21 protein-coding genes are annotated in these 22,933 nt (G+C 64.2%); 13 read left to right on the top strand and 8 right to left on the bottom strand.

All coding sequences use genetic code 11. The features are described 5' to 3' along the window. Window positions 1-2: 2 nt before the first annotated feature. Complete coding sequence (locus BB934_RS23070) at window positions 3-1,166, bottom strand: ABC transporter ATP-binding protein (RefSeq protein ID WP_162299184.1); 1,164 nt, start codon at window positions 1,164-1,166, stop codon at window positions 3-5. Window positions 1,167-1,391: 225 nt separating this feature from the next. Between BB934_RS23070 and BB934_RS23065 the strand changes: the two genes are divergently transcribed. The 3 genes from BB934_RS23065 to BB934_RS23055 all read left to right on the top strand — a co-directional run bounded on the left by BB934_RS23065 (window position 1,392) and on the right by BB934_RS23055 (window position 4,598). Further along, window positions 1,392-1,826, top strand: coding sequence for a MarR family winged helix-turn-helix transcriptional regulator (locus tag BB934_RS23065; RefSeq protein ID WP_099513160.1), 435 nt, complete (start codon window positions 1,392-1,394; stop codon window positions 1,824-1,826). A 140-nt stretch (window positions 1,827-1,966) separates the two neighbouring features. Continuing rightward, complete coding sequence (locus tag BB934_RS23060; RefSeq protein ID WP_162299225.1) at window positions 1,967-3,535, top strand: MFS transporter; 1,569 nt, start codon at window positions 1,967-1,969, stop codon at window positions 3,533-3,535. 16 nt (window positions 3,536-3,551) lie between these two features. Next, window positions 3,552-4,598 carry an HlyD family secretion protein gene (locus BB934_RS23055; RefSeq protein ID WP_099511780.1) on the top strand — a complete coding sequence of 349 codons (1,047 nt, stop codon included), beginning with the start codon at window positions 3,552-3,554 and terminating at the stop codon, window positions 4,596-4,598. Window positions 4,599-4,900: 302 nt separating this feature from the next. On the opposite strand, the gene BB934_RS23050 is transcribed toward BB934_RS23055, so the two are convergent. Together BB934_RS23050 and BB934_RS23045 are read right to left on the bottom strand one after the other, a co-directional pair. Then, window positions 4,901-6,493, bottom strand: coding sequence for a DHA2 family efflux MFS transporter permease subunit (locus BB934_RS23050; RefSeq protein WP_099511779.1), 1,593 nt, complete (start codon window positions 6,491-6,493; stop codon window positions 4,901-4,903). A gap of 6 nt (window positions 6,494-6,499) precedes the next feature. Continuing rightward, window positions 6,500-7,693, bottom strand: coding sequence for an HlyD family secretion protein (locus BB934_RS23045; RefSeq protein WP_099511778.1), 1,194 nt, complete (start codon window positions 7,691-7,693; stop codon window positions 6,500-6,502). A 143-nt stretch (window positions 7,694-7,836) separates the two neighbouring features. Here BB934_RS23045 and BB934_RS23040 point away from each other — a divergent pair, with 143 nt between their 5' ends. Next, the gene (locus tag BB934_RS23040) at window positions 7,837-8,529 is read left to right on the top strand and encodes a TetR/AcrR family transcriptional regulator (RefSeq protein WP_099511777.1); all 693 of its coding nucleotides are present in this window, start codon (window positions 7,837-7,839) and stop codon (window positions 8,527-8,529) included. Here BB934_RS23040 and BB934_RS23035 read toward each other — a convergent pair. Next, window positions 8,489-9,175, bottom strand: coding sequence for a Crp/Fnr family transcriptional regulator (locus BB934_RS23035; protein WP_099511776.1), 687 nt, complete (start codon window positions 9,173-9,175; stop codon window positions 8,489-8,491). The genes BB934_RS23040 and BB934_RS23035 overlap by 41 nt on opposite strands. 185 nt (window positions 9,176-9,360) lie before the next feature. Here BB934_RS23035 and BB934_RS23030 point away from each other — a divergent pair, with 185 nt between their 5' ends. From BB934_RS23030 to BB934_RS23015, 6 genes are all read left to right on the top strand, one after another. Next, window positions 9,361-11,238 carry an ABC-F family ATP-binding cassette domain-containing protein gene (locus tag BB934_RS23030; RefSeq protein ID WP_099511775.1) on the top strand — a complete coding sequence of 626 codons (1,878 nt, stop codon included), beginning with the start codon at window positions 9,361-9,363 and terminating at the stop codon, window positions 11,236-11,238. A 477-nt stretch (window positions 11,239-11,715) separates the two neighbouring features. Next, window positions 11,716-12,132: a hypothetical protein gene (locus BB934_RS23025; RefSeq protein WP_099511774.1), complete on the top strand. Its 417-nt coding sequence runs from the start codon at window positions 11,716-11,718 to the stop codon at window positions 12,130-12,132. A gap of 172 nt (window positions 12,133-12,304) precedes the next feature. Then, the gene (locus BB934_RS47280; protein ID WP_157934283.1) at window positions 12,305-12,481 is read left to right on the top strand and encodes a hypothetical protein; all 177 of its coding nucleotides are present in this window, start codon (window positions 12,305-12,307) and stop codon (window positions 12,479-12,481) included. A 73-nt stretch (window positions 12,482-12,554) separates the two neighbouring features. Continuing rightward, window positions 12,555-12,692, top strand: a complete 138-nt coding sequence (locus BB934_RS47275) for a hypothetical protein (RefSeq protein ID WP_157934282.1) — start codon at window positions 12,555-12,557, stop codon at window positions 12,690-12,692. Window positions 12,693-12,882: 190 nt separating this feature from the next. Beyond that, window positions 12,883-13,152 carry a hypothetical protein gene (locus BB934_RS23020; RefSeq protein WP_237050061.1) on the top strand — a complete coding sequence of 90 codons (270 nt, stop codon included), beginning with the start codon at window positions 12,883-12,885 and terminating at the stop codon, window positions 13,150-13,152. A 51-nt stretch (window positions 13,153-13,203) separates the two neighbouring features. Continuing rightward, window positions 13,204-13,677 (top strand): AAC(3)-I family aminoglycoside N-acetyltransferase, encoded by a 474-nt coding sequence (locus tag BB934_RS23015; protein ID WP_099511773.1) that lies wholly within the window; start codon window positions 13,204-13,206, stop codon window positions 13,675-13,677. Window positions 13,678-13,717: 40 nt separating this feature from the next. On the opposite strand, the gene BB934_RS23010 is transcribed toward BB934_RS23015, so the two are convergent. From BB934_RS23010 to BB934_RS22995, 4 genes are all read right to left on the bottom strand, one after another. Beyond that, window positions 13,718-14,062, bottom strand: a complete 345-nt coding sequence (locus tag BB934_RS23010; protein ID WP_418294763.1) for a hypothetical protein — start codon at window positions 14,060-14,062, stop codon at window positions 13,718-13,720. 97 nt (window positions 14,063-14,159) lie between these two features. Further along, entirely contained in the window at window positions 14,160-15,719 is a 1,560-nt protein-coding gene (locus tag BB934_RS23005) for a S10 family peptidase (protein WP_237050060.1), read from the bottom strand. Between the two features lie 98 nt (window positions 15,720-15,817). Next, window positions 15,818-16,270 (bottom strand): DNA polymerase III subunit chi, encoded by a 453-nt coding sequence (locus BB934_RS23000; protein ID WP_099511771.1) that lies wholly within the window; start codon window positions 16,268-16,270, stop codon window positions 15,818-15,820. Window positions 16,271-16,286: 16 nt separating this feature from the next. Beyond that, the gene (locus BB934_RS22995) at window positions 16,287-17,777 is read right to left on the bottom strand and encodes a leucyl aminopeptidase (protein ID WP_099513156.1); all 1,491 of its coding nucleotides are present in this window, start codon (window positions 17,775-17,777) and stop codon (window positions 16,287-16,289) included. A gap of 327 nt (window positions 17,778-18,104) precedes the next feature. Here BB934_RS22995 and lptF point away from each other — a divergent pair, with 327 nt between their 5' ends. From lptF to BB934_RS22980, 3 genes are read left to right on the top strand one after another with little or no spacing between them, the layout of a single operon-like run. Beyond that, a complete protein-coding gene (gene lptF, locus BB934_RS22990) occupies window positions 18,105-19,265 on the top strand; it encodes an LPS export ABC transporter permease LptF (protein ID WP_099511770.1) in 1,161 nt (386 codons plus the stop codon). A gap of 2 nt (window positions 19,266-19,267) precedes the next feature. Next, window positions 19,268-20,353 (top strand): LPS export ABC transporter permease LptG, encoded by a 1,086-nt coding sequence (gene lptG, locus BB934_RS22985; protein ID WP_099511769.1) that lies wholly within the window; start codon window positions 19,268-19,270, stop codon window positions 20,351-20,353. A 36-nt stretch (window positions 20,354-20,389) separates the two neighbouring features. Continuing rightward, complete coding sequence (locus BB934_RS22980; RefSeq protein ID WP_099511768.1) at window positions 20,390-22,918, top strand: LPS-assembly protein LptD; 2,529 nt, start codon at window positions 20,390-20,392, stop codon at window positions 22,916-22,918. Window positions 22,919-22,933 lie beyond the last annotated feature (15 nt).

The following is a 22,933-nucleotide window of genomic DNA, read 5'->3' as shown; positions in this document are numbered from 1 at the left end:
GGCTATTCCGCCAGGATCACGGCCGCGTCCGGCGCGAAGGTGACATGGACCTGCTCGTCCCAGTCGATGGGATTCTCGACGAAGCGCGAGGCGTTGGCGCGGGTGACGCGCAGGATCTCGCCGGTGGCGAGCTTGACCCGGTAGACGGTCCAGTCGCCGAGATAGCCGATGTCCCAGACCTCGCCGGTGAGCACGTTCCTCGTGCCGGGCGCCGGCGGATCGCGCTGGATCACCATCTTCTCCGGCCGCACCGCAATCGCCACGGCCTGACCGGAATGCAGCACCTCATCCGGATCGTCGATGGTGAGCGGCGCGTCCGCGGAGGGGGTCTTCACATGCCAGAGGCCGTTCTCCTGGCTCTGGACATGGCCATCCAGAATGTTCACGTCGCCGACGAACTCGGCGATGAAGCGGGTCTTGGGCTGCTCGTAGATCTCGCCCGGCGTCGCCACCTGCACGATCCTGCCCTGGTCCATCACCGCGATGCGGTCGGCCATGGTCATGGCCTCCTCCTGGTCGTGGGTGACGACCACGAAGGTCATGCCGAGATCGTGCTGGATGTCCATCAGCTCGAACTGGGTTTCCTCGCGCAGCTTCTTGTCGAGGGCGCCGAGGGGCTCGTCGAGGAGCAGCACCTTCGGCTTCTTGGCCAGCGCGCGGGCAAGCGCCACGCGCTGCCGCTGGCCGCCGGAGAGCTGGCTCGGATAGCGTCGGGCAAGCTTCTCGAGCTGGACGAGGCGCAGCATCTCGCCGACGCGATCCGCAATTTGGTCTTTCGGCAGGCCGTCCTGCTTGAGACCGAAGGCGATGTTCTTCTCGACGCTCATATGCGGAAACAGCGCATAGGACTGGAACATCATGTTCACCGGCCACCGATAGGGCGGCACGCCGGCCAGGTTCTGGCTGCCCAAGGTGATCGTGCCCTCGCTCGGAGTCTCGAAGCCCGCGAGCATGCGCATCAGCGTGGTCTTGCCGCAGCCGGACGGGCCGAGCAGGCAGAAGAACTCGCCTTCGAAGATGTCGAGGGACAAATGATCCACCGCCATGGCGTCGCCGAACCGCTTCGTGACGTTCTCGAACCGGATGAGCGGCTTGGCTTCGGGGTTGGACCAGGGCGCAAAGGCGCGGCGCACGGCGCCGACGGATTGTCGGGACGGAGGAGGCAAGATGTTTTGTCTTCGACCTTGAACGAGGAAACCAGCGGGCAAGCTATGATGTTCAGCTCCTGAGAACAACAACTTAAACGCCGGGTTTCATCTCCCTGAGATCGGCATTTCCTGCAACCCTGCCCTGCCCCGACGAGGCGCCTGACAAACTTGAAGCAGGGTTGGGATTCGGATATTAAGCCTGCATATAATTAGTACGCTAATAATATGCCTTCTAGGATGATCATGACCAATCCCACCAAAGCGGCATTTTCCGAGGAATTGTGGAAGGTCAGCCGGAAGATGCGCACCGCCTTCGATGCCCGCGTGCGCGCCGAGGGGCTGACGCTGGCGCGGGCGCGCGCGCTGATTTTCCTCGGCAAGAAGGATTGCATGACGCAGACCGAGCTTGCCGACGCCCTCGAGATCGAAGGCCCGACCCTCGTGCCCCTCCTCGACGGCCTGGAGAAGCAGGGCCTGATCGAGCGCCGGCCGGTCGACGGCGACAGGCGCGCCAAGCAAATCGCGCTCACCGCCGCCGGGCGTGAGCAGGCCGCTTATGTCGATGCCCTCGTCAAGGAATTCCGCAGCGACGTGCTGAAAGACATTCCCGAGGACGATCTGAAGGTCGCCATCCGTGCCCTGCACGCCATGAGCCGGAACCTGGAAGCCATGAGCTGAGCGGCGGCATCCTCATGACAACTGCATCCGCCAAAGCGCATCCCGACGCCGGCGGCTCCGAGGTCGAGACCCCTTCGAAGCCGCTGGCTCGGCAGGCGCCGCCCACCCCCGCGGCGGCGCCTGCCCCCATACCCGCTCCCATGCCGCCCCAGCGTGCGGCGGGCTACATGCTCGCTTCCCTGCTCCTCGCCCTCACGCAGGGCTTAGGGATGAACCTCATCTCGGCGAATCTGCCCCAGATCCAGGGCGCTCTCGGCGCGACGACGAACGAGGCCACATGGCTTGTCGCCGCCTACATGGCGCCGAATGTCAGCCTGTCGCTCGCCCTCATCAAGATCCGCACTCAATACGGCCTGCGCAATTTCGCGGAACTGAGCATTCTCGTCTTCGTGCTCGTCTCGCTGATGCACCTCTTCGTCGACGACCTGCATTCGGCGCTGATCGTGCGCTTCTTCAGCGGCATCGCCGCCGCGCCCATGTCGTCGCTCGGCTTTCTCTACATGCTGGAGGCGTTCCCGCCGGCGAAGAAGCTGAATATCGGCCTGTCGCTCGCGCTCACGAACCTGTCCTTCGGCGCACCGCTCGCGCGTCTGATCGCGCCGGATCTCCTGATGATCGGACAATGGCATGGTCTCTACGTGTTCGAGATCGCCATCGCGCTGCTGGCTTTCGCCGCCGTCTACCTGCTGCCGCTCACGCCGCAGCCGCGCACAAAGGTCATCCACTGGCGCGACGTGGTGAGCTACCTGCTGATCGCCGTCGGCTTCGGACTGACGGCGATGGTCCTCACGCTCGGCCGGGCCTATTGGTGGTTCGAGGCGCCTTGGCTCGGAATCATGCTGGCGATAGGGCTCGCGGCCGTGACCGTTGCCGTCGTTCTCGAGCTCAACCGTGAGAGCCCGCTCCTCGACATCCGCTGGCTGGCGAGCAAGGAGGTCGTGCACTTCACCGGCGCGCTGCTGATCTTCCGCATCGCCCTGTCGGAGCAGACGAGCGGCGCCTTCGCCTTCTTCCAGGCGCTGGGATTGCAGAACGACCAGATGCAGGCCCTGTCCCTGGTCATTCTCGCGTCGTCCGTGCTCGGCGGGCTCGTCTGCGCCGCGGTGGTGAAGCCGAACCGCGAGCACGCGATCCACATCGTCGCCCTGTCTCTGCTCATCCTTGGCGCCGTCATGGACAGCCGGGCGACGAACCTGACGCGTCCGGCCGAGATGTATCTGAGCCAGGCGCTCATCGCCTTCGCGGGTGCGCTCTTCCTGCCGCCCGCCATGGCCGCGGGCCTGATGATGGCGCTGAAGAAAGGGCCGACCTACATCCTGAGCTTTGTCATTGTCTTCCTCACCACCCAGAGCATCGGCGGCGTGCTCGGATCGGCGATCGTCGGAAGCTTCATCACCTGGCGGACGCGCCTTCACATCCAGGCTCTCGCCAACCACCTGCCGCTGACGGATCCCCTCGTCGCCCAGCGCCTGAGCCAGCTTGCCGGCGCCTATGGCCGCGTGATCACCGACAAGGCGCTGCTGAGCGCCGAGGGCGCCGTCCTGCTCGGCCAGCAGGTCACCCGCGAAGCGACGGTGCTTGCCTATAACGACGCCTTCCTGGCCATCGCGGGTCTCGCCACCTTCGCCCTCGCCGCCCTGATCGTCCATGTCTTGATCCGGACGGTCGCCGCGTATCTCTCAACCTTCCGGCAAAACGCTGCCGCTTAACCTCGTATCGATTGCCATGCTCAAGTCATTTCGCTCCGCTACCACTCTCGTCGCAACCTCCATCGGCGCCATCGGCGTCGTCCTCGTGCTCTATGCCTGGCGCCTGCCGCCCTTCGACAGTTCGGTGCAGAGCACGGACAACGCCTATGTGCGCGGACAGGTGACCCTCGTCAGCCCGCAGCTTGCCGGTTATGTCGGCGAGGTTGCGGTTCAGGACTTCCAGCACGTGAAGGCCGGCCAGATCCTGGTGAAGCTCGACGACCGCATCTTCGCGCAGAAGTTGGAACAGGCGGAGGCGACGCTGGCGGGCCAGCAGGCCGCGCTTGCCAATTCAGAGCAGAAGCGCCGCTCCGACGAGGCCCGCATCACGTCGAGCCAGGCCCAGGTCGACAGCGCGCAGGCTGCTCTCAAGGCGGCGGAAGCGAGCTGGAAGCGGATCGAGCCGCTGCTGGAACGGGGCGTCACGACGCAGAGCCAGGCCGATCAGGCCCGCGCCGCGCTCGACCAGTCGACCGCCTCCCTGCATCAGGCCCAGGCTGCGCTCGAGGTCTCGCGGCAGGATCTCGCCTCGACCCTGGTGAGCCGCCAATCCCTCGAAGCGGCCGTGCAGGGCGCCCAGGCGGCGGTCCGCCTCGCCGAGATCGACCTGCAGAACACGCGGATCGTTGCGCCGGAGGACGGCAAGCTCGGTGAGGTCGGCGCACGTGTCGGCCAATACGTTGCAGCCGGCACCCAGCTCCTCGCCCTCGTGCCGGAACGGATCTGGGTGATCGCGAACTTCAAGGAGACCCAGCTTGCCGGCATGGAAGCCGGCCAGCCCGTCACCTTCACGGTCGATGCGCTCCAGCACGCGCAGCTGAACGGCCATATCGAGCGCTTCTCGCCCGCGGCAGGCTTGGAATTCAGCGTGATCAGAACCGACAACGCGACCGGCAACTTCACCAAGGTCGCACAGCGCGTGCCTGTGCGCATCGCCATCGATCCGGATCAGGCGCTCGCGGAGCACCTGTCACCCGGCATGTCGGTGGTGGTGAGCGTGGATACGAAGGCGCGGGGGATTTGAGATCCGACGTGATCTCTATCAAGGATGGGGCCGCAAAATCGGAACGGCAGGCTTCATCCAATCGCCACGAAACAGGCATCGCGCATCCCCTCTCCCGGGCGGGAGAGGGGTAGGGGTGAGGGTGTGCGATGTCAGGATAGAGCGCTGTCGCTATTGCCTTTAAAAGCGTCGGCTGCAGCACCTTGTTCTATCACCGGCCTGCCCTCACCCCAACCCTCTCCCACATGGTAGAGGGAGAGATGCTTTGCTGGTTCGGACGCCGCCGTTTTGGTGGAGCGGTGAGCTCAAGCACTCTGCAGCTACTAATGTCCCCCGCCGCCGCTAGGCGCCGCACGCGGTTTCTTGATGAAGGGCAAGGCGCAGACGAGGCCCAAGAACAGCACGGTCAGCAGCAGGAACACATCGGCGAAGGACATCACCAGGGCCTCGCGCCTCACCATGTTCGCCATGGTCTTGAGCGCTGCCGCATTACCGTCCACGCCCAGAGCCTGGAACTTCATGGTCAGGGCGTTGAGGGTTTCCATCGCCTGGGAACTGTCCCATGTCACGCTCTCGCGCAGGCGCTGGAGATGCAGGTCGAGGCGGTTGTTCAAGAGCGTATTGATGACTGCTAGGCCCACCGCGCCGCCGAGATTGCGGGTGAGGTTGTAGAGGCCCGACGCGTTCTTGATCCGGTCCGGCGACAAGGTTCCGAGCGCGATGTTGTTGATCGGCACCATGCAGATCATGAGGCCGACGCCGCGGAAGATCTGCGGCACGAACAATTCCCAGAAATCCCAATCCTTGGTGAGGCCGGTGATCTGCCAGGTTCCGAAGGCAAAGGCACCGAAGCCGATGGCCATCATCAGCCGCGGATCCATCTTGCGCGACAGGATTCCCGCCACCGGCGCCATGAGGAACATGGTGGCGCCTGTCACGAACATGGTCTCGCCGATCTGCAGCGACGAGTAACCCCGGACGCGGGCCAGATAGACCGGGTAGAGATAGGTTAGTCCGTAGAGGCCGATGCCCATGACGAAGCTGAAGGCGGAGCCCGCGAGGAAGTTCCGGTCGGCGAAGGCGCGCAGGTCCACGATGGGCTGCTTGGCGTTGAACGCGCGGTAGAAGAAGCCGATGCCGCCGACGACGCAGACGATCGTCAGGATCAGCACCGCCCCGTCCTGAAACCAATCGTTCAGGGGCCCCTCTTCCAGCACATATTCAAGGCTGCCCAGGAACGCCGCCATGAAGCCCAAGCCCGCCCAATCGAAGGACTTGAACAGGTTGAAATCCGGCTCGTCGAAATCGACCAGCAGATAGGTCGACACCGTGACGAAGATTCCCGGCACGATGTTGACCAGGAACAGCCAGTGCCAGGAAAACAGTTCCGTCAGATAGCCGCCGAGCGTCGGGCCGATGGTCGGCGCGAGCGTCGCCACGAGGCCGATGATCGGCGAGATCACGGGCCGCTTCTCCGGCGGGAAGATCGTGAAGGCGGAAGCGAAGACGGTGGGGATCATGCCGCCGCCGATGAAGCCCTGCAGCGCGCGGTAGACGATCATCTGGTCGATGTTCGTCGCTGTCGCGCACATGAAGCTCATGAAGGTGAAGCCGCCGGACGCGATCACGAACATCCAGCGCGTCGAGAGCACGCGCGAGAGCGTGCCCGACAGCGGGATCATGATCACTTCCGCGATCAGGTAGCTCGTCTGCACCCAGGAGATCTCTTCCGATGAGGCGGAGAGGCCTGCCTGGATCTCGGCGAGGGAGGCCGAGACGATCTGGATGTCCAAGATCGCCATGAACATGCCGAAGACCATGCAGAAGAACGCGAAGGTCCGGCGCCGGTCGAGCGGCGCCGGCTTCGCGGCAGGCATGGCTTGAGCTTTGCCCGAAATGGCAGCCGATGCGGCCATGGTTCCTTACTCTTTGATGCTGGCCGTCTTGGAGGGCTCGGCCGAGGTGCGGATATCGACGTCGACGACCACCGACAGGCCGGGGCGAAGCAGACCCTTCTGCGCCACGTCAGGGCTGACGGTGACGCGCACGGGGACGCGCTGGACGATCTTGGTGAAGTTGCCGGTGGCGTTTTCCGGCGGCAGCAGGCTGAACACCGCGCCGGCGGCCGGCGAGACGCTCTCGACCGTGCCGACGATGTCGGTGTCGGGGAAGGCATCGACCTTCACATGCACCTTCTGACCGGGCTTCAGGGAGGCGAGCTGCGTCTCCTTGAAGTTGGCATCCACATGCACGCTGGTCAGCGGCACCAGAGCCGCAAGGCGGGCGCCGGGCTGCACATAGGTTCCAACCTCCATCGCCTTGTTGCCGACGATGCCGTCGACGGGCGCGCGGATTTCCGTGAAGGAGAGATCGCGCTCCGCCTTGTCCACGGCGGTCCGGTACTCGTCCGCCAGACGCTCACCCTCGTTCTGCTGTGCGGCCAGGACCTGCACATTCGCCTGGGCGGCGGTTGTCGCGGCCTGGGCGCTCTTCACCTCGGCATTGGCCCGGTCGCGGGCGGCCTTGGCGTTCTCGAAGGAAGCCTTGCTGGTATAGTCGGACTTGGCGAGCTGCTGCTGACGCGCATAATCGCTCTCGGCCCGCTCGGCCTCGGCCTGCGCGCTGACCACCTGCGCCTCGGCCTGTGCCACCGACGCGCGGCCGGCCTCGATCTGGCGGCCGATGCGCGCGATGGCGCTCTGCTGGGTCGCGAGCTTGTCCTTGGCCGATTGCAGGGCGAGGCGATAATCGCCGTCGTCGATCTTGGCGATCAGCTCGCCCGCCTTGACGCTCTGGTTGTTGGTGACGGCGACGGAGGCCACATAGCCGGAGATCTTGGCCGACAGGAGGGTGATGTCAGCCTGCACATAGGCGTCGTCGGTCGAGACCATGAAGCGGCCGTCGGTCCACCATTCGTGACCCTCATAGGCGCCGAACGCCAGAGCCGCAGCCAGCACGGCCAGGATAACCGGCTTTTTGCCGAGGCCCCTTTTCTTGGCCGGGGGCGCTATTTCCGGAAGCTTCTGCTCCGCCTGCGGAGGCTGGACAGTCTTTCCGTCCCGAGCCGTCTCGGAGGCGCTGCCCGCACCCTGCTGAAATTCTTCGCGATAAGCCATGTGAACCTCTGCAAGGCCTGGGACGCACCTCGCTTTGTGAAAGCTTGGGCGTTGCACTGCAGCCTTGATCTTCGCCGATTGTCTGCCATATATGGTTGACCGAACCGTTCGGTCAATAGCTAAAAGAGGATGTTATAGAAGCCATGAGTGCCGCGCATGACACCACCCGGGAGCTTTCCGCCGTCGAGGAAAGCAGCGAGAGCGCGAAGCGCCGCCAGATCCTGGAAGGTGCACGGAAGGTATTTCTGGCCCAGGGCTTCGATGGCGCCAGCATGGGCGAGATCGCCAAGGTCGCCGGCGTCTCCAAGGGCACGCTTTATGTCTATTTCGACAGCAAGGAGAGCCTGTTCGAGGCGCTGACCACCGAGGAGAAGCGGGGTCTGGCCGAGGTGCTGTTCAAGCTCGACGCCGAGGATCCTGACGTTCGCGGCGCCCTGACGAGGCTTGGCCTCAGCTATCTGCGCCGCTTGGGCAAGCCCGAGCACGTATCCTCGATCCGGATGGTGATGGGGGCAGCGGAGAAGTTCCCGCGCCTGGGGCAGGCCTTCTATGAGGCCGGACCCTGCCAGGGCATCGCGCGGCTGAGCGCCTATTTCGACCGGCAAGTGGAAGCGGGCCGTCTCTCCATTGAGGATACCGGCGTCGCAGCCCAGCATCTCCTCGATCTCTGCGTCTCCGGCATCCTGCGCCGCATGCTCTTCTCGGTCGGCGAGCCGCCGACGGAAAGCGAGATCCAGCGCAACGTGGAGAACGCGATCCGGGTCTTCTTCGCGGCCTATGGGCCGCAGGACCCGGCTAGCGATCCGTCTGCAGGGCCTCGGTTACGCGCGCTTTGAGCACATCCGGCTGGCGCAGGATCAGGGCGCCGCGCGTGCGCTCGATGAGTCCCTCCTGGGTCAGCATGGAGAATTCCCGCGTGATCTGCTCGCGCCGGCAACCGATGCGGGCGGCCACGATGTGGTGGAAGGGCGGCGGCGTGATCACGCGTTCCCCCGACCGGTCCTGCCGCGGCGTCGACAGGCGCAGAAGCTCGGAATAGAGCCGGTGCCGAAGATCGAGCACCGTCTGCTCCATGAAGCGGTTGTTCAGCTCGCGGATGCGCGCGGCCATGAGGCAGAAGAGACGCTCCGACACCACCTGGTGCGAGAACAGCAGCTCTTTGAAGACCGCGGCCGGCATGACGCAGGCCTCACCCCGGGTCAGAGCGGAGACATTGGCCGAACGCGGCACGCCGTCGAGGGCGGCCAGTTCGCCGAAGAGGTCGTTCGGCTTCATCTCGTAGAGGATGACCTCTTTGCCCGAGGGGGTGCGCATGAGCACCCGGACCTCGCCTGCGAGAAGAAAATAGACGTCGGTGGAGGGCTCGTCGAAGTCGACCAGGACTTCTTCGGGATCGAAGCGGCGCCAGTTGGCCCGCGCCTCGAAGCGCTCAAGGTCGATATCCAGCCCCTTGAACAATTTGATCCCGGCGAGCCTCGCCATTGTTCTTCTCCCCCTACCTACAAGACTTGGCTATACCATAAATTTCGTGACGTCAGTATCCGTGTGTCGCGCAACCCTTTCTCAGGCCTTGCCGATCCTGTCATTGGCAATTCCGGCTATCGGCCAGGGCTTCGAGATCTTGCCCGAGACCTTGCCAGCGCCCTCGTCAGAGGTCAAAAGGCGGCATGCTTCACGTCAACGACCTGACCTTCCGCATCGGCAATAGGCTGATCCTCGACCGCGCCTCCTTCAACCTGCCCACCGGGGCGAAGGTGGGGCTCGTGGGGCGCAACGGCGCGGGCAAGACCACCCTGTTCAAGATCGTCCAGGGAGAGCTTTCCACAGAAAGCGGCACCGTCACCCTGCCCCGCGGCATGAAGATCGGCGCCGTGGCCCAAGAGGCGCCGGGCGGGCCCGAGACCCTGATCGAGGTCGTGCTCGCCGCCGACAAGGAGCGCTCCGCCCTCCTCGCGGAAGCGGAGACCGCCGATGGCCTGCGCCGCGCCGAGATCGAGACCCGGCTCACCGATATCGGCGCCCATTCGGCGCCCGCCCGCGCCGCGGCGATCCTGCACGGCCTCGGCTTCGATGCCGAGGCGCAGAACCGTCCCTGCTCCGACTTCTCGGGCGGCTGGCGCATGCGCGTGGCGCTCGCCGCCGTGCTGTTCACCGAGCCCGACCTGCTCCTCCTCGACGAGCCGACCAACTACCTCGATCTCGAAGGCACCCTCTGGCTCTACGACTATCTCGGGCGCTATCCGCACACGGTGCTGATCATCAGCCACGACCGGGAGCTGCTCGACACCTGCGTCAACCACATCCTCCATCTCGACCGGGGTAAGCTCACGATCTATCGCGGCGGCTACACCTCGTTTGCCAGGCAATATGCCGAGAAGCGCGAGCTGACCGCCAAGATGGCGGCAAAGCAGGAGGCCGAGCGCAAGCACCTCCAGGCCTTCGTCGACCGCTTCAAGGCGAAGGCCTCGAAGGCCCGGCAGGCGCAATCCCGCGTCAAGCGGCTGGCGAAGCTCGAGCCCATCGCCACCATCGTCGAGGACGATGTGCTGCCCTTCAACCTGCCGGGACCCGAGCGCCCCGCCGCGCCGCCCCTGATCACCGTCGAGGGCGGCGCCGTCGGCTATGGCGAGCGGATCGTGCTCGAACGCCTCAACCTGACTATCGCGCCGGACGACCGGATCGCCCTGCTCGGGTCGAACGGCAACGGCAAATCCACCTTCTGCAAGCTCGTCGGCGGCAGGCTCGCGCCGATGAAGGGCGAGATGCGCACGCCCTCGCGCATGGATGTCGCCTATTTCGCCCAGCACCAGCTCGACGAGCTGAACCCGAAAGCCACCGCCTACGACCATGTAGCCGAGCGCATGCCGGACACGCCGATCGCCAAGATCCGGGCCCGCACGGCGCAGATCGGCTTTCCCGGCGCCAAGGCGGATACGCCGGTCTCGGCCCTGTCGGGCGGCGAGAAGGCGCGCCTGCTCATGGGGCTTGCCGCCTTCGACGGCCCTCACCTGCTCATCCTCGACGAGCCGACCAACCATCTCGACATCGACAGCCGCACGGCGCTGATGGAGGCGATCAATGATTATACCGGTGCCGTCATCCTGGTGAGCCACGACCGCTTTCTCATCGAGGCCTGCGCCGACAGGCTGTGGATCGTCGGCAATGGCGGCGTGAAGGCCTTCGACGGCGACATGGACGATTATCGCCAGCTCGTGCTCTCCGGCGAGCTCGATCCGCAGAAGCGCTCCGACAGGCCGCAGGCCGCGACCGCCTCGAAGGGCGACGAACGCCGCGCCGCCGCTGAGCGCCGGGCGGCGCTCGCGCCATTGCGCAAGAAGCTCGACGCGCTCGAGGCGCGGATGGCGAAGCTCACGGAGGTGATCGGCAAGGTCGATGCGGCGCTCGCCGACGGCACCGCCTTCCAGAAAGATCCCTCGAAGGCGACGGATCTCTCCCGGATGCGCGCCGAGGCTGCCGCCACCCTCGCCTCCGTCGAAGAGGAATGGCTGATGCTTAGCAGCGAGATCGAGGAAGCAGGCGCTTGAGGCAGCCGCCGCTCTCTCCTGCAACTTCGCAATAATCCAGGCCGCCCTGCTGCTTGCGGATTCTACTATTTGTAATATAGTTTCAATCGACTTAAGAAGCAGCCTGGAGGATCCGTTGTCGCGATTACTGACCTGGGAGAGGATCTGTTACATCATCATCAGTGTATTGGCGCTGTCTTACCGCTACCACCAAACTGGCGACATAACTGAGCTTTTGATCGGCATTCCCTTGCTCATCTATGCTGTGAACTCATCCTCATCGTGCATCGATGGAAGACAAAGACCATGGATGATGTGATTTCGTTTTCCAATCTTCGCAATAGAGACCGAAATATGAAGCGAGGATCTCAAGACTCTTGAGGAAAGCGAATCTAGGCCCACGGCTTAGCCAACCGTCTTCCTCATGATGAATTTCACCCGTTAGCGCTGCGTTCATCTTCGGAGCCGTAGATTGGCGCCTTCAGGAGGGAACGAACCATGCATCGCACAGTTTGGGCGACCGCTTTGCTGGCCACCGGCGCAATCTTCGGGGCACTGCCGGAGGCCCAAGCCCAAAGCCTCGTGCCATGCGCGCGGGAACATGGCTTCTGCCGCGTCCCCTATCCCACTCGGGTCGTCTACGGAATCCCCGGGCGGAGCACGGAAGTCTTCGTCCGCGAGGGCGGCGTTCCCTGCTCGAACCGTGTCTTCGGCGATCCGGCGCCGGGCGTTCCCAAGCGCTGCGCCTATATCGCCCGCCGATACGACCGGGGCGACCGCTGGCGGGACGACGGCTATCGCGGCCCTCCCCCGCCGCGCGGCTATGAGCGCGGTTACGACCGTGGTTACGACCGCGACTACAGAGGCTACGACGATGGCTACGAACGGCCTCAGAGGCGATACGACGTCTACTGATCCAAGCCCGGGAAGGCTCGGACCAGCTGCTGAATCGAGGCAGCCCACGCCTAAGCTGAGCCTTAATCCCTCCTGCCTACTCCACTAGAGCGCCCGGGTTACCTATTCGGAGCGCGCGCAAAATCGGCGCAGGAACGTATTCTCGTAGCAGCCTTATGGGGGAGGCTGACAGATGAGGATCCATATTTCCGCCTGCACCGACAAGAGCTTTTCCGAGGGCCTCCTGCCGATGGCCCACCTGACGGACAGCGAAGCGCACGCCGTCAACGACAATGCCCGTCAGCAATCCAAGTGGAAAATCCGTCTTCACATGAAGCGCGTCGCCGCCGCAGGATATTCCGTTAGGTAAATTTGTGTGCGGGAGAGCACATCCGGCCGCTCCCGCGTGAGGTAGCGTCATCGTGCCTTTGATGGAGGCTGCGATGAACCAGTTCCTCACCTATTGCACGACGCGGCTTTTCTCCCGTGCGACGCTGCCGCTCGCCTCCCTCAGGATACGAGCGGTCGAGCCCGGCAACGACAACAATCCATCACGGCCGCTTCCCTCCGCCGTGAGCTGACACCCTTCGCCCGAAAGGCGTCATTAGCCTTTCGACGCCCTGCCTAACGATTGCTCCCGTCGGATACCGCCGACACTCCCGTCCATGATCGCCGCCCGTTACCTCCTTTGTTCATTTGAAGGGGCGAGCCTGCTCCTGCCACATTCCTCCGCCGTTATTCGCGTGGAACCGAGCCCAGACGGAGAGGACGTTGAGTGCTGCGTATGATCTGAACGAGATGGTCGATCTGTTTGCCATCAGCCGGTCCTCCAGGCGCTCGGACCTCATGACGGAAAAGATCGCAACCCTTCCTCTCAGGGAAGCGGTCGCGCTGGTGATCGAGGATTGGGCGGACGACAAGTTCAGACAGCTGAGCGCAGTCATTCAACTGCCGTCGGGCCAGTCGATCCGCAGCCTGGACGACATCAGGCAACTTTATGAATGTGCGGCGGACGGTGGTGGCACGAAGCGCCCCGACTAAACGGCGGCGTCGGCACTGGAGCGTGCAGCGCAGGTGCTCTAAATGTAGGCGATGCCCGCGACGCCCTTCGCAATCCGCCGTCTCTCATCACCCGACATCGCGCTCATGCGCCGGCTGAACGCCCTGTTCGGTGATGTCTTCGCCGAACCTGAAACCTATGGCGCGGAACCGCCGACGGACGAATACCTGAAGGATCTCCTGGCGAAGGACCATGTCGTCGTCCTTGTTGCATCGAGCGGCGAAGAGATCCTCGGCGGCCTCGTCGCCTACGAGTTCGACAAGTTGGAGAGAGCGCGACGCGAATTCTACATCTACGATCTTGCCGTCGCGGAAAAGCATCGCCGGCGGCACGTCGCGACGGGGCTGATCGGGCATCTGCGCGAAATCGCATCGACGCGCGGCGGCTGGGTCGTCTATGTGCAGGCCGATTACGGCGACGACCCGGCCATCGCGCTCTACGAAAAGCTCGGCACGCGCGAAGAGGTCCTGCATTTCGACATCGCGGTCGAGCGAACGCAGAAGTGAATGAAGGATGCAGGCGACATGGGCCGGCATCCTGCAAGGATTATGGCTTCACGATCCGGTCGAGCCGGTTGTTGACGAAGAAGTAAAGCTCGCGTCCGCCGGGCTCGGAATAGAGCACCTGCACCTCGCGCTGGCCCTTGCCGCTCTCGCCCACGAGCACATCGGTGGCCGGTTTGCCCTTGAGGCGCACGAGCTCGCATTCCGCGATGCCGGGCTCGATAGCGGTAGCCGTGCCGGCAGGCGTTCCGGTGCAGCGTCCGTCCGGCCCAAGCACGGGGCCGTCGATGACGGGGCCGGTCGCCGCCATCGGCGGCGGCGCAGGCGGCAAGGCCGCAGCCGGCGGTGCGCTCCCGGTGCTGGTGCAGGCAGCCATGCCCAGCGCCATGAGGCCGATGCAGGATAGAACTTTTACACGCATTGCCATCAATCCCCCTCAGGCATCGTCTTTCGAGAACCGGCCCGATTTGTTCGGGCTTGATGCCTCAATCGGCGGCCCGTGCCCGCAGGGCTTCCTCGAAAAGCCGCTGCACGTCAGCCTTGAAAGCCTGCCGTGACGCCTGTCGCGAATAGAACATGTGGCCGCCCTCGTAAACAGCGAGGGCCACACGCTTCTGGGGACCGAGTTCGGGAAGCTGGTTCAGGAGAAGCTGGGAAGCGTAATAGGGCGTTACTAGATCGGTGAAGCCGTGGGCGACGAGCACCCGCAGGTTGCCGTCGAGGGACAGGGCCTGACGCAACTCCTCGAGGCTTTCCGGCCCGTTGCGCCCGCCGCCCCAGCGCCATGCGCCGTTGATCGAGCCGTTGAGCAGGTTGTAGCGCCCCTCCGCCTTGTAGTTGAGGGTCTGGGTCAGGTGCTGGATGATCGCGCTCGTCAGAGGCGCGGTCATGCCGTCGAGAACCGGGTCCTCGAAGCGGGATGACTGGGACGTCGGATTCGGATCGGCAATGGCCACATTCGTGTCGTAGGCGCTCACCACCTGCGACGAATCGCGGCGCAATTCCCTTTGGACCGTGCGCATGTCGATGCGCCCGGCCAGCCGTCGCGTGAGCTCGGGATTGAGCCCGCTCAGATCGGCCACCCGCCGGCTGACGCGCTCGACAGCCTGCTTGTCCTGAAGGCCGCGCATGAGATCGACGAGATACTCGCCGGAAGCATAGGTCTCCGCCTCCTGCAGCTTGTCGCGCGACACCGGCCCTTCACGGGAGAGTTTTTCTGCCGCAAGGGAAGGCAAAAGGGCTGCATTGGTCCATGGCGCGCCGCTGCCCTGGTCGAGCCAGTCGAAGTCGAAGACGGGCGAGACGAGAACGAGCCCGCTGAAGCCGATTCCCTGGTCGCTCTGCAGCTTCTGCGCCAGGAGCGGCCCGCGGAAGCCGCCATAGCTCTCGCCGACGAAGAATTTCGGCGAGGTCAGCCGGTTCTTCTCCTTCAGCCAGCGCATGGTTGCAGCCGCAAGGCCGTCGATGTCGCCCTGGACGGAATAGAACCGCTCACGCGCCTGATCGCCGCCGACCACGCGGCTGTAGCCGGTGCCGGGCGGATCGATGAACACGAGATCGGTGAAATCGAGCCAGGTCTCCGCATTGGGCACGAGGGTGGAAGACGCCGAAGGGCTGATCCCGGGGCCGCCGAGCGGCAGCTGCCAGGGACCGATGGCCAGGAGGTGGAGATAGGCGGAGGAAGCGCCCGGGCCGCCATTCACCGCGAATGTGACCGGCCGCGTCGCCGGATCGGCATCGTCGCGCGTATATGCAACAAAGCCGATCTCCGCCTGCGGCGCGCCCTGCTGATCCGCCAGCGTCAGATGGCCTGCCGTCGCCGTGAAGGAGAGCGTGCGACCGGGAAGCTGCAGGGTGTGGCGCGTGACCGATTCCGCAGGCAGCGCCTGAGCGTCCCTGGCCTCGGGCCGAGGCCTACGCGCCTCCTGCTGCCCTTGAGCCTGCTCGCGCCCTCCCCCCTGCTCCTGCGCATTGGCGCCGAGAGGCAGCGCCAACGACAGCATAAGGGCGGCGTAGAGAGGAAGGCGCAGCGCTCGGGTCATCATGAAATCCTTGTGGCTTTCCCGAAAACTGGGAAGCGGGCCTCCTGTTGCAAGCTTCGACGCGATGAAGAGTTCGTGTTCGGACGCGATGCAGGCGCGCCTCACGCCTTCCGCTGCCAGCGTCCGCGCTCGTCCTGCTGCCAGTAGGTCGCGTCGTGGCTGCCTTCCTTCACAGCACGCCACTGGTCGCGGGCGAAGGCGAGCGCCTGGACGTCGTTGCCGTCGAAGAGAACCGCCAGCCTCTCGTAGGATGTGATGTCCGCGGGAAGATCGGCGCCCTCCACGAGAAAGCGGATCGAGGCGCCGTTGGGGTTCTCGCTCGACAGGGTGATGAGGATGGGCTGGTCTGCGGCATGGGCCTCGCGATCGGTTCCATGCGGCAGGAAGCTCTCGTCGGTAAAGGTCCAGAGATGATCGTCGAGTGCGGACATGCGCTCTTCGGTCGTCACCTGCACCACCGCGCGCCACCCCCGCTCCAGCGTCTTCTGCAGGAGCGTGGGCAGCACGGCCTCAAGCGGCTGATGCTGGAGGTGGTAGAAAAGGACCTCGGTCATGCGTGCGTCGTCACCATCACGCCTCGTAATGATCGCGCACGAGCCGGTCGAGGAGGCGTACGCCCCAGCCCGAGCTCCAGCCCTTGTTGATCTCGGTCGCCGGCGAGCCCATGGCCGTGCCGGCGATGTCGAGATGCGCCCAAGGCACGTCGTTGACGAAGCGCTGGAGCAGCGCCGCCGCCGTGCTCGATCCGCCGAAGCGGCCGGCCGAGTTCTTCATGTCGGCGAACTTGGACTCGATCATCTTGTCGAATTCCGGCCCGAGCGGCATGCGCCAGACGCGCTCGCCGGTCGCCTTGCCGGCGGCTGAGAGGCGCTCGGCGAGGTCGTCGTTATTCGAGAACAGGCCGGCATATTCCTGAGCGAGCGCCACGAGGATCGCACCGGTCAGGGTCGCGAGATCGATCATGAATTTCGGCTTGAACCGGTCCTGCACGTACCAGAGCACATCGGCAAGGACGAGACGGCCTTCGGCGTCCGTGTTGATGATCTCGATGGTCTGCCCGGACATGGTGGTCACGATGTCGCCCGGGCGCTGGGCATTGCCGTCCGGCATGTTCTCGACGAGGCCGATGGCGCCGACCACGTTGGCCTTTGCCTTGCGGCTTGCCAGCGCATGCATGAGGCCGACCACGCAGGCTGCGCCCGCCATGTCGCCCTTCATGTCCTCCATGCCGGCGCCGGGCTTGATCGAGATGCCGCCCGAATCGAACACCACGCCCTTGCCGATGAAGGCGATGGGCTGGTCGCCCGCCTTGCCGCCGTTCCAGCGCATGATGGCGACCCGGCCGCCGCGCACGGAGCCCTGCGCCACGCCGAGAAGAGCCTGCATGCCGAGCTTCTTCATCGCCTTGTCGTCGAGGATCTCGACCTCGACTCCGAGCTTGGTGAGGGCCTGAGCGCGGGCGGCGAACTCTTGAGGGCCAAGCACGTTCGGCGGCTCGTTGACGAGGTCGCGGGCGATGATCACGCCCTGCTGGACGCCTTCGCGCGCCTTGTAGACCTTCTTGACCGCAGCGGGATCCGCCACGCTCAGCACGAGACGACCCGCGCCCTTGGAGCCGTTGTCATCCTTCTTGGTCTTGTAGCGGTCGAAGCTGTAGCGGCGCAGCTGAGCGCCGAGGGCCATGTCGGCCACCGCATCCGGCGCGATGGTTGTCCCGGGCAGATCGAGGACCACCGTCGCGAGCTTACCGTTCAGCTTGCCTGCGACCAGGCCGCCGAGCTGGACGAAATCCAGGGCTGCCCGGTCCTTTTCGCCTCCGATTCCGACCACGATCAGCCGATCCACCGACAGACCGGCCGGGACGACGATGGACATGGCCGATTTCGCCTTGCCCTTGAAATTCTCGGCCGCCGCAGCCTTGGCGATGAGATCGACCGCCTTCGCGCCGAGCTGCTTGGCGACGGCGGGCGTCGGCTTGAGGTCCTCCCCGACGAACACGATGAGATCACCGGACTCGACCTTGCCAGGGCCTTGGAAGTCGATCTTGAAGCTTTCGGCCATGAAATCCTCTTTGTTTCGATGCAGATTGCCGGTCTTCGGGCCGGCTGCGGCGCAGGCATGCCGCGCGATAGCTGGGACATATATCATATTGCGCAAAAGCGTATCGCGCGGAAAAGTGGGCCGGTTTTTCGCTGTCAACGATACGCAAATTAAGGAAGAAGCATCGGATGGATCCCAAAAGCGCAATCCACTTTTGGGTCCGACGCTTGCGGGCACGGGGAAGCTGCCGTCAAATCGGCGCAATCTCGGGCTGTTGAAAACGGCCGTCTTGCCTGAGATCATATGACACGATACCCAGGGCTTTATCGCCCGGGGGCGAAGGGCTTCATGACACTTCTCGAACGATACATCCTGAAAATCACATTCAGTGCCTTCGCCGCGTGCCTGGTCGCCCTCACGGGCGTCATCTGGATCACGCAGGCCCTTCGCGAGCTCGACCTTCTGACCGGCAAGGGGCAGACGCTTTTCATCTTCCTGACGGTGACCGGCCTGTCCCTGCCGGCCCTCATCAGCGTGATCGCGCCGGTCGCCCTGTTCCTGGCGACCCTCTACACGCTGAACAGGCTGAACGGGGATTCCGAACTGATCGTCATGAGCGCCGGCGGCATGCCGCCGCAGCGCCTGCTGCGGCCCTTCCTGGCCCTGGCCACCTTCGTCTGCCTCATCGTGGGGGTCATCTCGATCTATCTCATGCCTGCGAGCTTCCAGGAGCTCCGGCTGCTGTTCACGAAGATCAGGGCGGATTTCGTAGGGACCATGGCCAAGGAAGGCCAGTTCATCACGCTGGAGAACGGCTTCACCTTCCACTACCGGGAGAAGTCCGGGGATTCGCTGCTCGGGATCTTCATGGAGGATCTGCGGGAGAAGGACAAAGCCATCGTCTATCTCGCCGAGCGCGGCCAGACCGTCGAGCAGAACGGAAACGCCTATCTCGTGCTGCAGAAGGGCAGCGTTCAGCGCAAGGAGCCGAACAGCCGCGATTCGTCCATCGTCGCCTTCGAGCGCTATGCCGTCGACCTGTCGGCCTTCAACAAGGAGGGAGGCGACGTCGTCTACAAGCCACGCGAGCGGAGCACGACCCAGCTCCTTTTCCCCGACAAGAACGAGCTTCTCTACCAGGAGCAGCGGGGGCGCTTCCGGGCCGAACTGCACGACCGCCTGTCCTCCTGGCTCTATCCGCTGGCCATGATGATGATTGCCTTCGTCGGATTGGGCGAGGCCCGCACCACCCGCCAGGGGCGGGGCATTGCCATCGCCGGCGCCGTCGTAGCGATCGTGCTCATGAGAATTCTCGGCTTCGCCGCGTCGAGTGCCGTCGCGCGCACGCCATTTGCCGTGGTGGCGATCTATGGGGTGCCCTTGGCCGGCATCCTTGTCAGCCTGCTGCTGATCCTGAAGGGACCTGCCATGCGGTCGGCCCAGACCAGGCTGCATGCGGCGATCCGCAACCTGATCCCGTCGCGCTCACCCGCACCCCAGAAGGCCTGACCATGCTGATCGGCCGCACTCTCGGTGCCTATTTCTCGCGACAGTTTCTTAAGACTATTTTCCTGGTCTTCGCGACTGTCTTCACGCTTGTCTATACCCTGGACTTCGTGGAGCTCATGCGCCGGGCGGGCGATGCCCCGGGCGCCACGACCGGAGCGATCGCGCAGCTCGCCCTGTTCCGGACGCCAGCCATTGCCGAGCAGGTCATGCCCTTCGCGGTCCTGTTCGGCAGCATGGCCGCCCTCCTCCAGCTCAGCCGCAAGCTCGAGCTGGTGGTGGCAAGAGCTGCCGGCATTTCCGCCTGGCAGTTCCTGCAGCCCGGGCTCCTGATTGCGCTCCTGATCGGAATCCTCTCCGTCACGGTCTACAACCCGGTCTCCGCGACGCTGAAGCAGCGCGGCTCGACCATGGAATCTCAGATCTTCTCGCGCAACGTCCAGACCCGGGAAAAGCCCATCTGGATCCGGCAGAGGAGCCAGGACGGGCAAGCCATCTTCCGCGCCAACGGCTCGGCCATCGACTCGGCCACCCTTTTCGGGGTGACGGTCTATGCCTTCGACGATGCAGGAGCCTTCACCCACCGGGTCGAGGCCAAGGAAGCGGCCCTGCACGACGGCTTCTGGGAGTTGAAGGAGGCGAGGATCCTCTCGGCCACCGAGGAGCCTCAAACCCACGACCGCTACCTGATCGCCTCCACCCTTCAACCCTCGCAGGTTCGACAGAGCTTCGTCGACCCCGATGCGGTCCCCTTCTGGGACCTCAAGGAAACCATCAGCCAGATGAAGCAGGCGGATCTCAATACCACCACCTATGCCCTTCATTATGATCTGCTTTTAGCTCGCCCGCTCCTGTTCATCGCCATGGTTTTTGTGGCCGCATCCGTATCGTTAAGATTCTTTCGATTTGGTGGTGTAGCCATAATGGTTCTGGGTGGCGTCGCAGCCGGGTTCGTGCTTTATGTCGCCACTGAGCTTATGGCGGAGCTTGGGGCTTCGGGAATCATCAGCTCGCTTGTTGCGGCCTGGTTCCCTGCTGTAGTAGGCAGTCTGCTGGGGACCTTGGCATTATTGTATCAAGAGGACGGCTGATCGTTCTCGATAAGAATGTGTTTTGAAGGAGTGGGGATGCGGCGGCTTAAGACAACGATCGCAATGTCTGCGGTCGCAGCGGCTATATTTTATGCCGCTGGGTCTATGCCGGCCCTCGCCCAGGCGACACTGAACGAGGCCATCGGCGCGCGCGCCCAAGCAGGCTCGGGCCAGGACCGCCTTCTCGTCGACGCCAAGGAAATCGTCTACGACAACGACCGGAACACCATCGCCGCGGCCGGCGACGTCCAGATGAACTACCAGGGCCGTACCCTGCAGGCCGACCGGGTCACCTATGACCGCAACACCGGCCGCGTCTTCGCCGAGGGCAATGCCCGGCTGACGGACGCCAACGGGACCGTGGCAACCGGCGACCGATTCGAGCTGACGGACGACTTCAAGAGCGGCTTCATCGACTCGCTCAGAGTGGTTCAGACCTCGGTTGAGCAGGGCCGTCCTCTCACGACCCGCTTCTCGGCCCCCCGCGCCGAGCGGGCCGAGGGAGAGACCACGACTTTCGAGCGCGGCACATACACGGCCTGCGAATCCTGCAAGGACAATCCGGAACGCCCCCCGCTGTGGCAGGTCAAAGCCGCCAAGATCATCCATAACAACAGCGAGCGGACGATCTATTACGAGGATGCCACCCTCGAGCTTCTGGGCATCCCGGTCGCCTACCTGCCGTATTTCTGGACCCCCGATCCGACGGTCAAGCGCAAGACGGGCTTCTTGTCGCCGCGCTACATTTACTCGTCCTCGATCGGATACGGCGCATCCGTCCCGTTCTTCTGGGCGATCGCGCCGAACTACGATCTCACAATCGCCCCGGCCTTCCTGAGCCGACAGGGCGTGCTCGGCCAGGTCGAATGGCGCCACCGGCTCGAGAACGGTACCTACAACGTGCGGGCGGCCGGCATTTCGCAGCGGGAGCCCGAGGCCTTTCTCGCGAGCCCCTATGGCGCAGGCAACCGCGACTTCCGCGGCTCGCTCGAGACGACGGGCCTCTTCTACATCAACCAGAACTGGCGCTGGGGCTGGGACATCGCCCTGTTGTCGGACAAGTGGTTCCTGTCGAACTACAAGATCCGCAGCGAGAGCCTCAGCTCGTACTACGTCAAGGAATCGATCTCGACCCTCTTCCTCCAGGGCCAGGGCGATCGGTCCTACTTCGACGTGCGGGGCTATTATTTCCAGACCCTGTCCAGCAACGATTGGCAGAAGCAGCAGCCGATCGTCGCTCCGGTCCTCGACTACAACAAGCGTTTCACCCCCCCGACCGTCGGCGGCGAATTCGCCCTCGACGTGAACGTGACCAGCCTCAGCCGCGAGGCGGCGCAGTACGATCCGCTGTCGGTTGCGAATACAACTTATTTCGGCGTCGCCCAGACCTGTATCATCTTCGACCGGGCTTCCTGCCTCGTGCGCGGCATCAGCGGCTCCACCTCCCGGGCCTCGGTGACGGCATCCTGGCGGCGCGAGTTCGTCGACCCGATTGGGCAGGTCTGGACACCCTTCGCCTATGTCAGGGCCGATAATTTCTGGATTGCTCCGGATTTCAACGGATATCAAAATCCGCAGCTCGCGAACTTCATCGATGGGGAAGACGACTATCTTTTCCGCGTCATGCCGGCTGTGGGCGTCGAGTATCGTTTCCCCTTCATCGGCAGCATCGGGACCTCCGGACAGCAGATCCTGGAGCCGATCGCCCAAGTGATCGCCCGCCCGAACGAGACCCGAGTCGGCCGCCTTCCCAACGAGGATGCCCAGAGCCTCGTGTTCGACGACACCTCCCTGTTCGATTGGGACAAGTTCTCCGGCTACGACCGGGTCGAGGGCGGCGTGCGCGCCAATATCGGCGTGCAATATACGGTGACCGGCGCCGACGACTTCTACGCCAACGTCCTGTTCGGCCAGTCTCACCAGCTCGCCGGCCGCAATTCGTTCCGACAGCCCGATCTCGCCAATGTGGGTCTTGAGTCGGGTCTCGACACGCGGGCCTCCGACTACGTCGGCCGCTTCCAGATCGCGCCGAATGCGAATTTTGCTCTCGTGACGCGGGCGCGCTTCGACGACGAGGACTTCGACCTCAACCGGTTCGAAGCGGGCGTACGGGCAAACTTCAACCCGTACCTGCCGGTTTCGACCTCGCTGACCTATGCGCGCTATGAGGCGCAGCCCGCCATCGGGTTCCCGCTCCGCCGCGAGGGCCTGCTCGGCAGCGCGCGCTGGGATATCTCGCCCAACTGGTATGTCACGGGCTCGGTCCTGCTCGACCTCGACCGCTACCTACTGGCTCGCGAAACCTTCGCCACCCAATATGCCATCAATCCGGCGACGGCCATCTACGACCAGGATAGCGTCGCTTATGTCAGCGGCTTGTCCTTCGGCCTGGGCTATATGGACGAATGCACGACCTTCTCGCTCGTCTACAGCGTCACCCCTCGCGAAGTGACCCAGACCTCGGGTGAGAAGAACCAGAACCACACGATCGCCTTCAGCCTCGAATTCCGGTCGCTGGGCGAAGTGGGCTATAGTCAGAATCTCAGCGGCACCAGCGATGAATGACGGGGTCGAGGCCCG

Source organism: Microvirga ossetica (genome assembly GCF_002741015.1).
In the GTDB taxonomy this organism is placed as follows: domain Bacteria; phylum Pseudomonadota; class Alphaproteobacteria; order Rhizobiales; family Beijerinckiaceae; genus Microvirga; species Microvirga ossetica.
The sequence above is the reverse complement of the archived record's forward strand: the minus strand, read 5'-3'. Positions and strand labels throughout refer to the sequence as shown.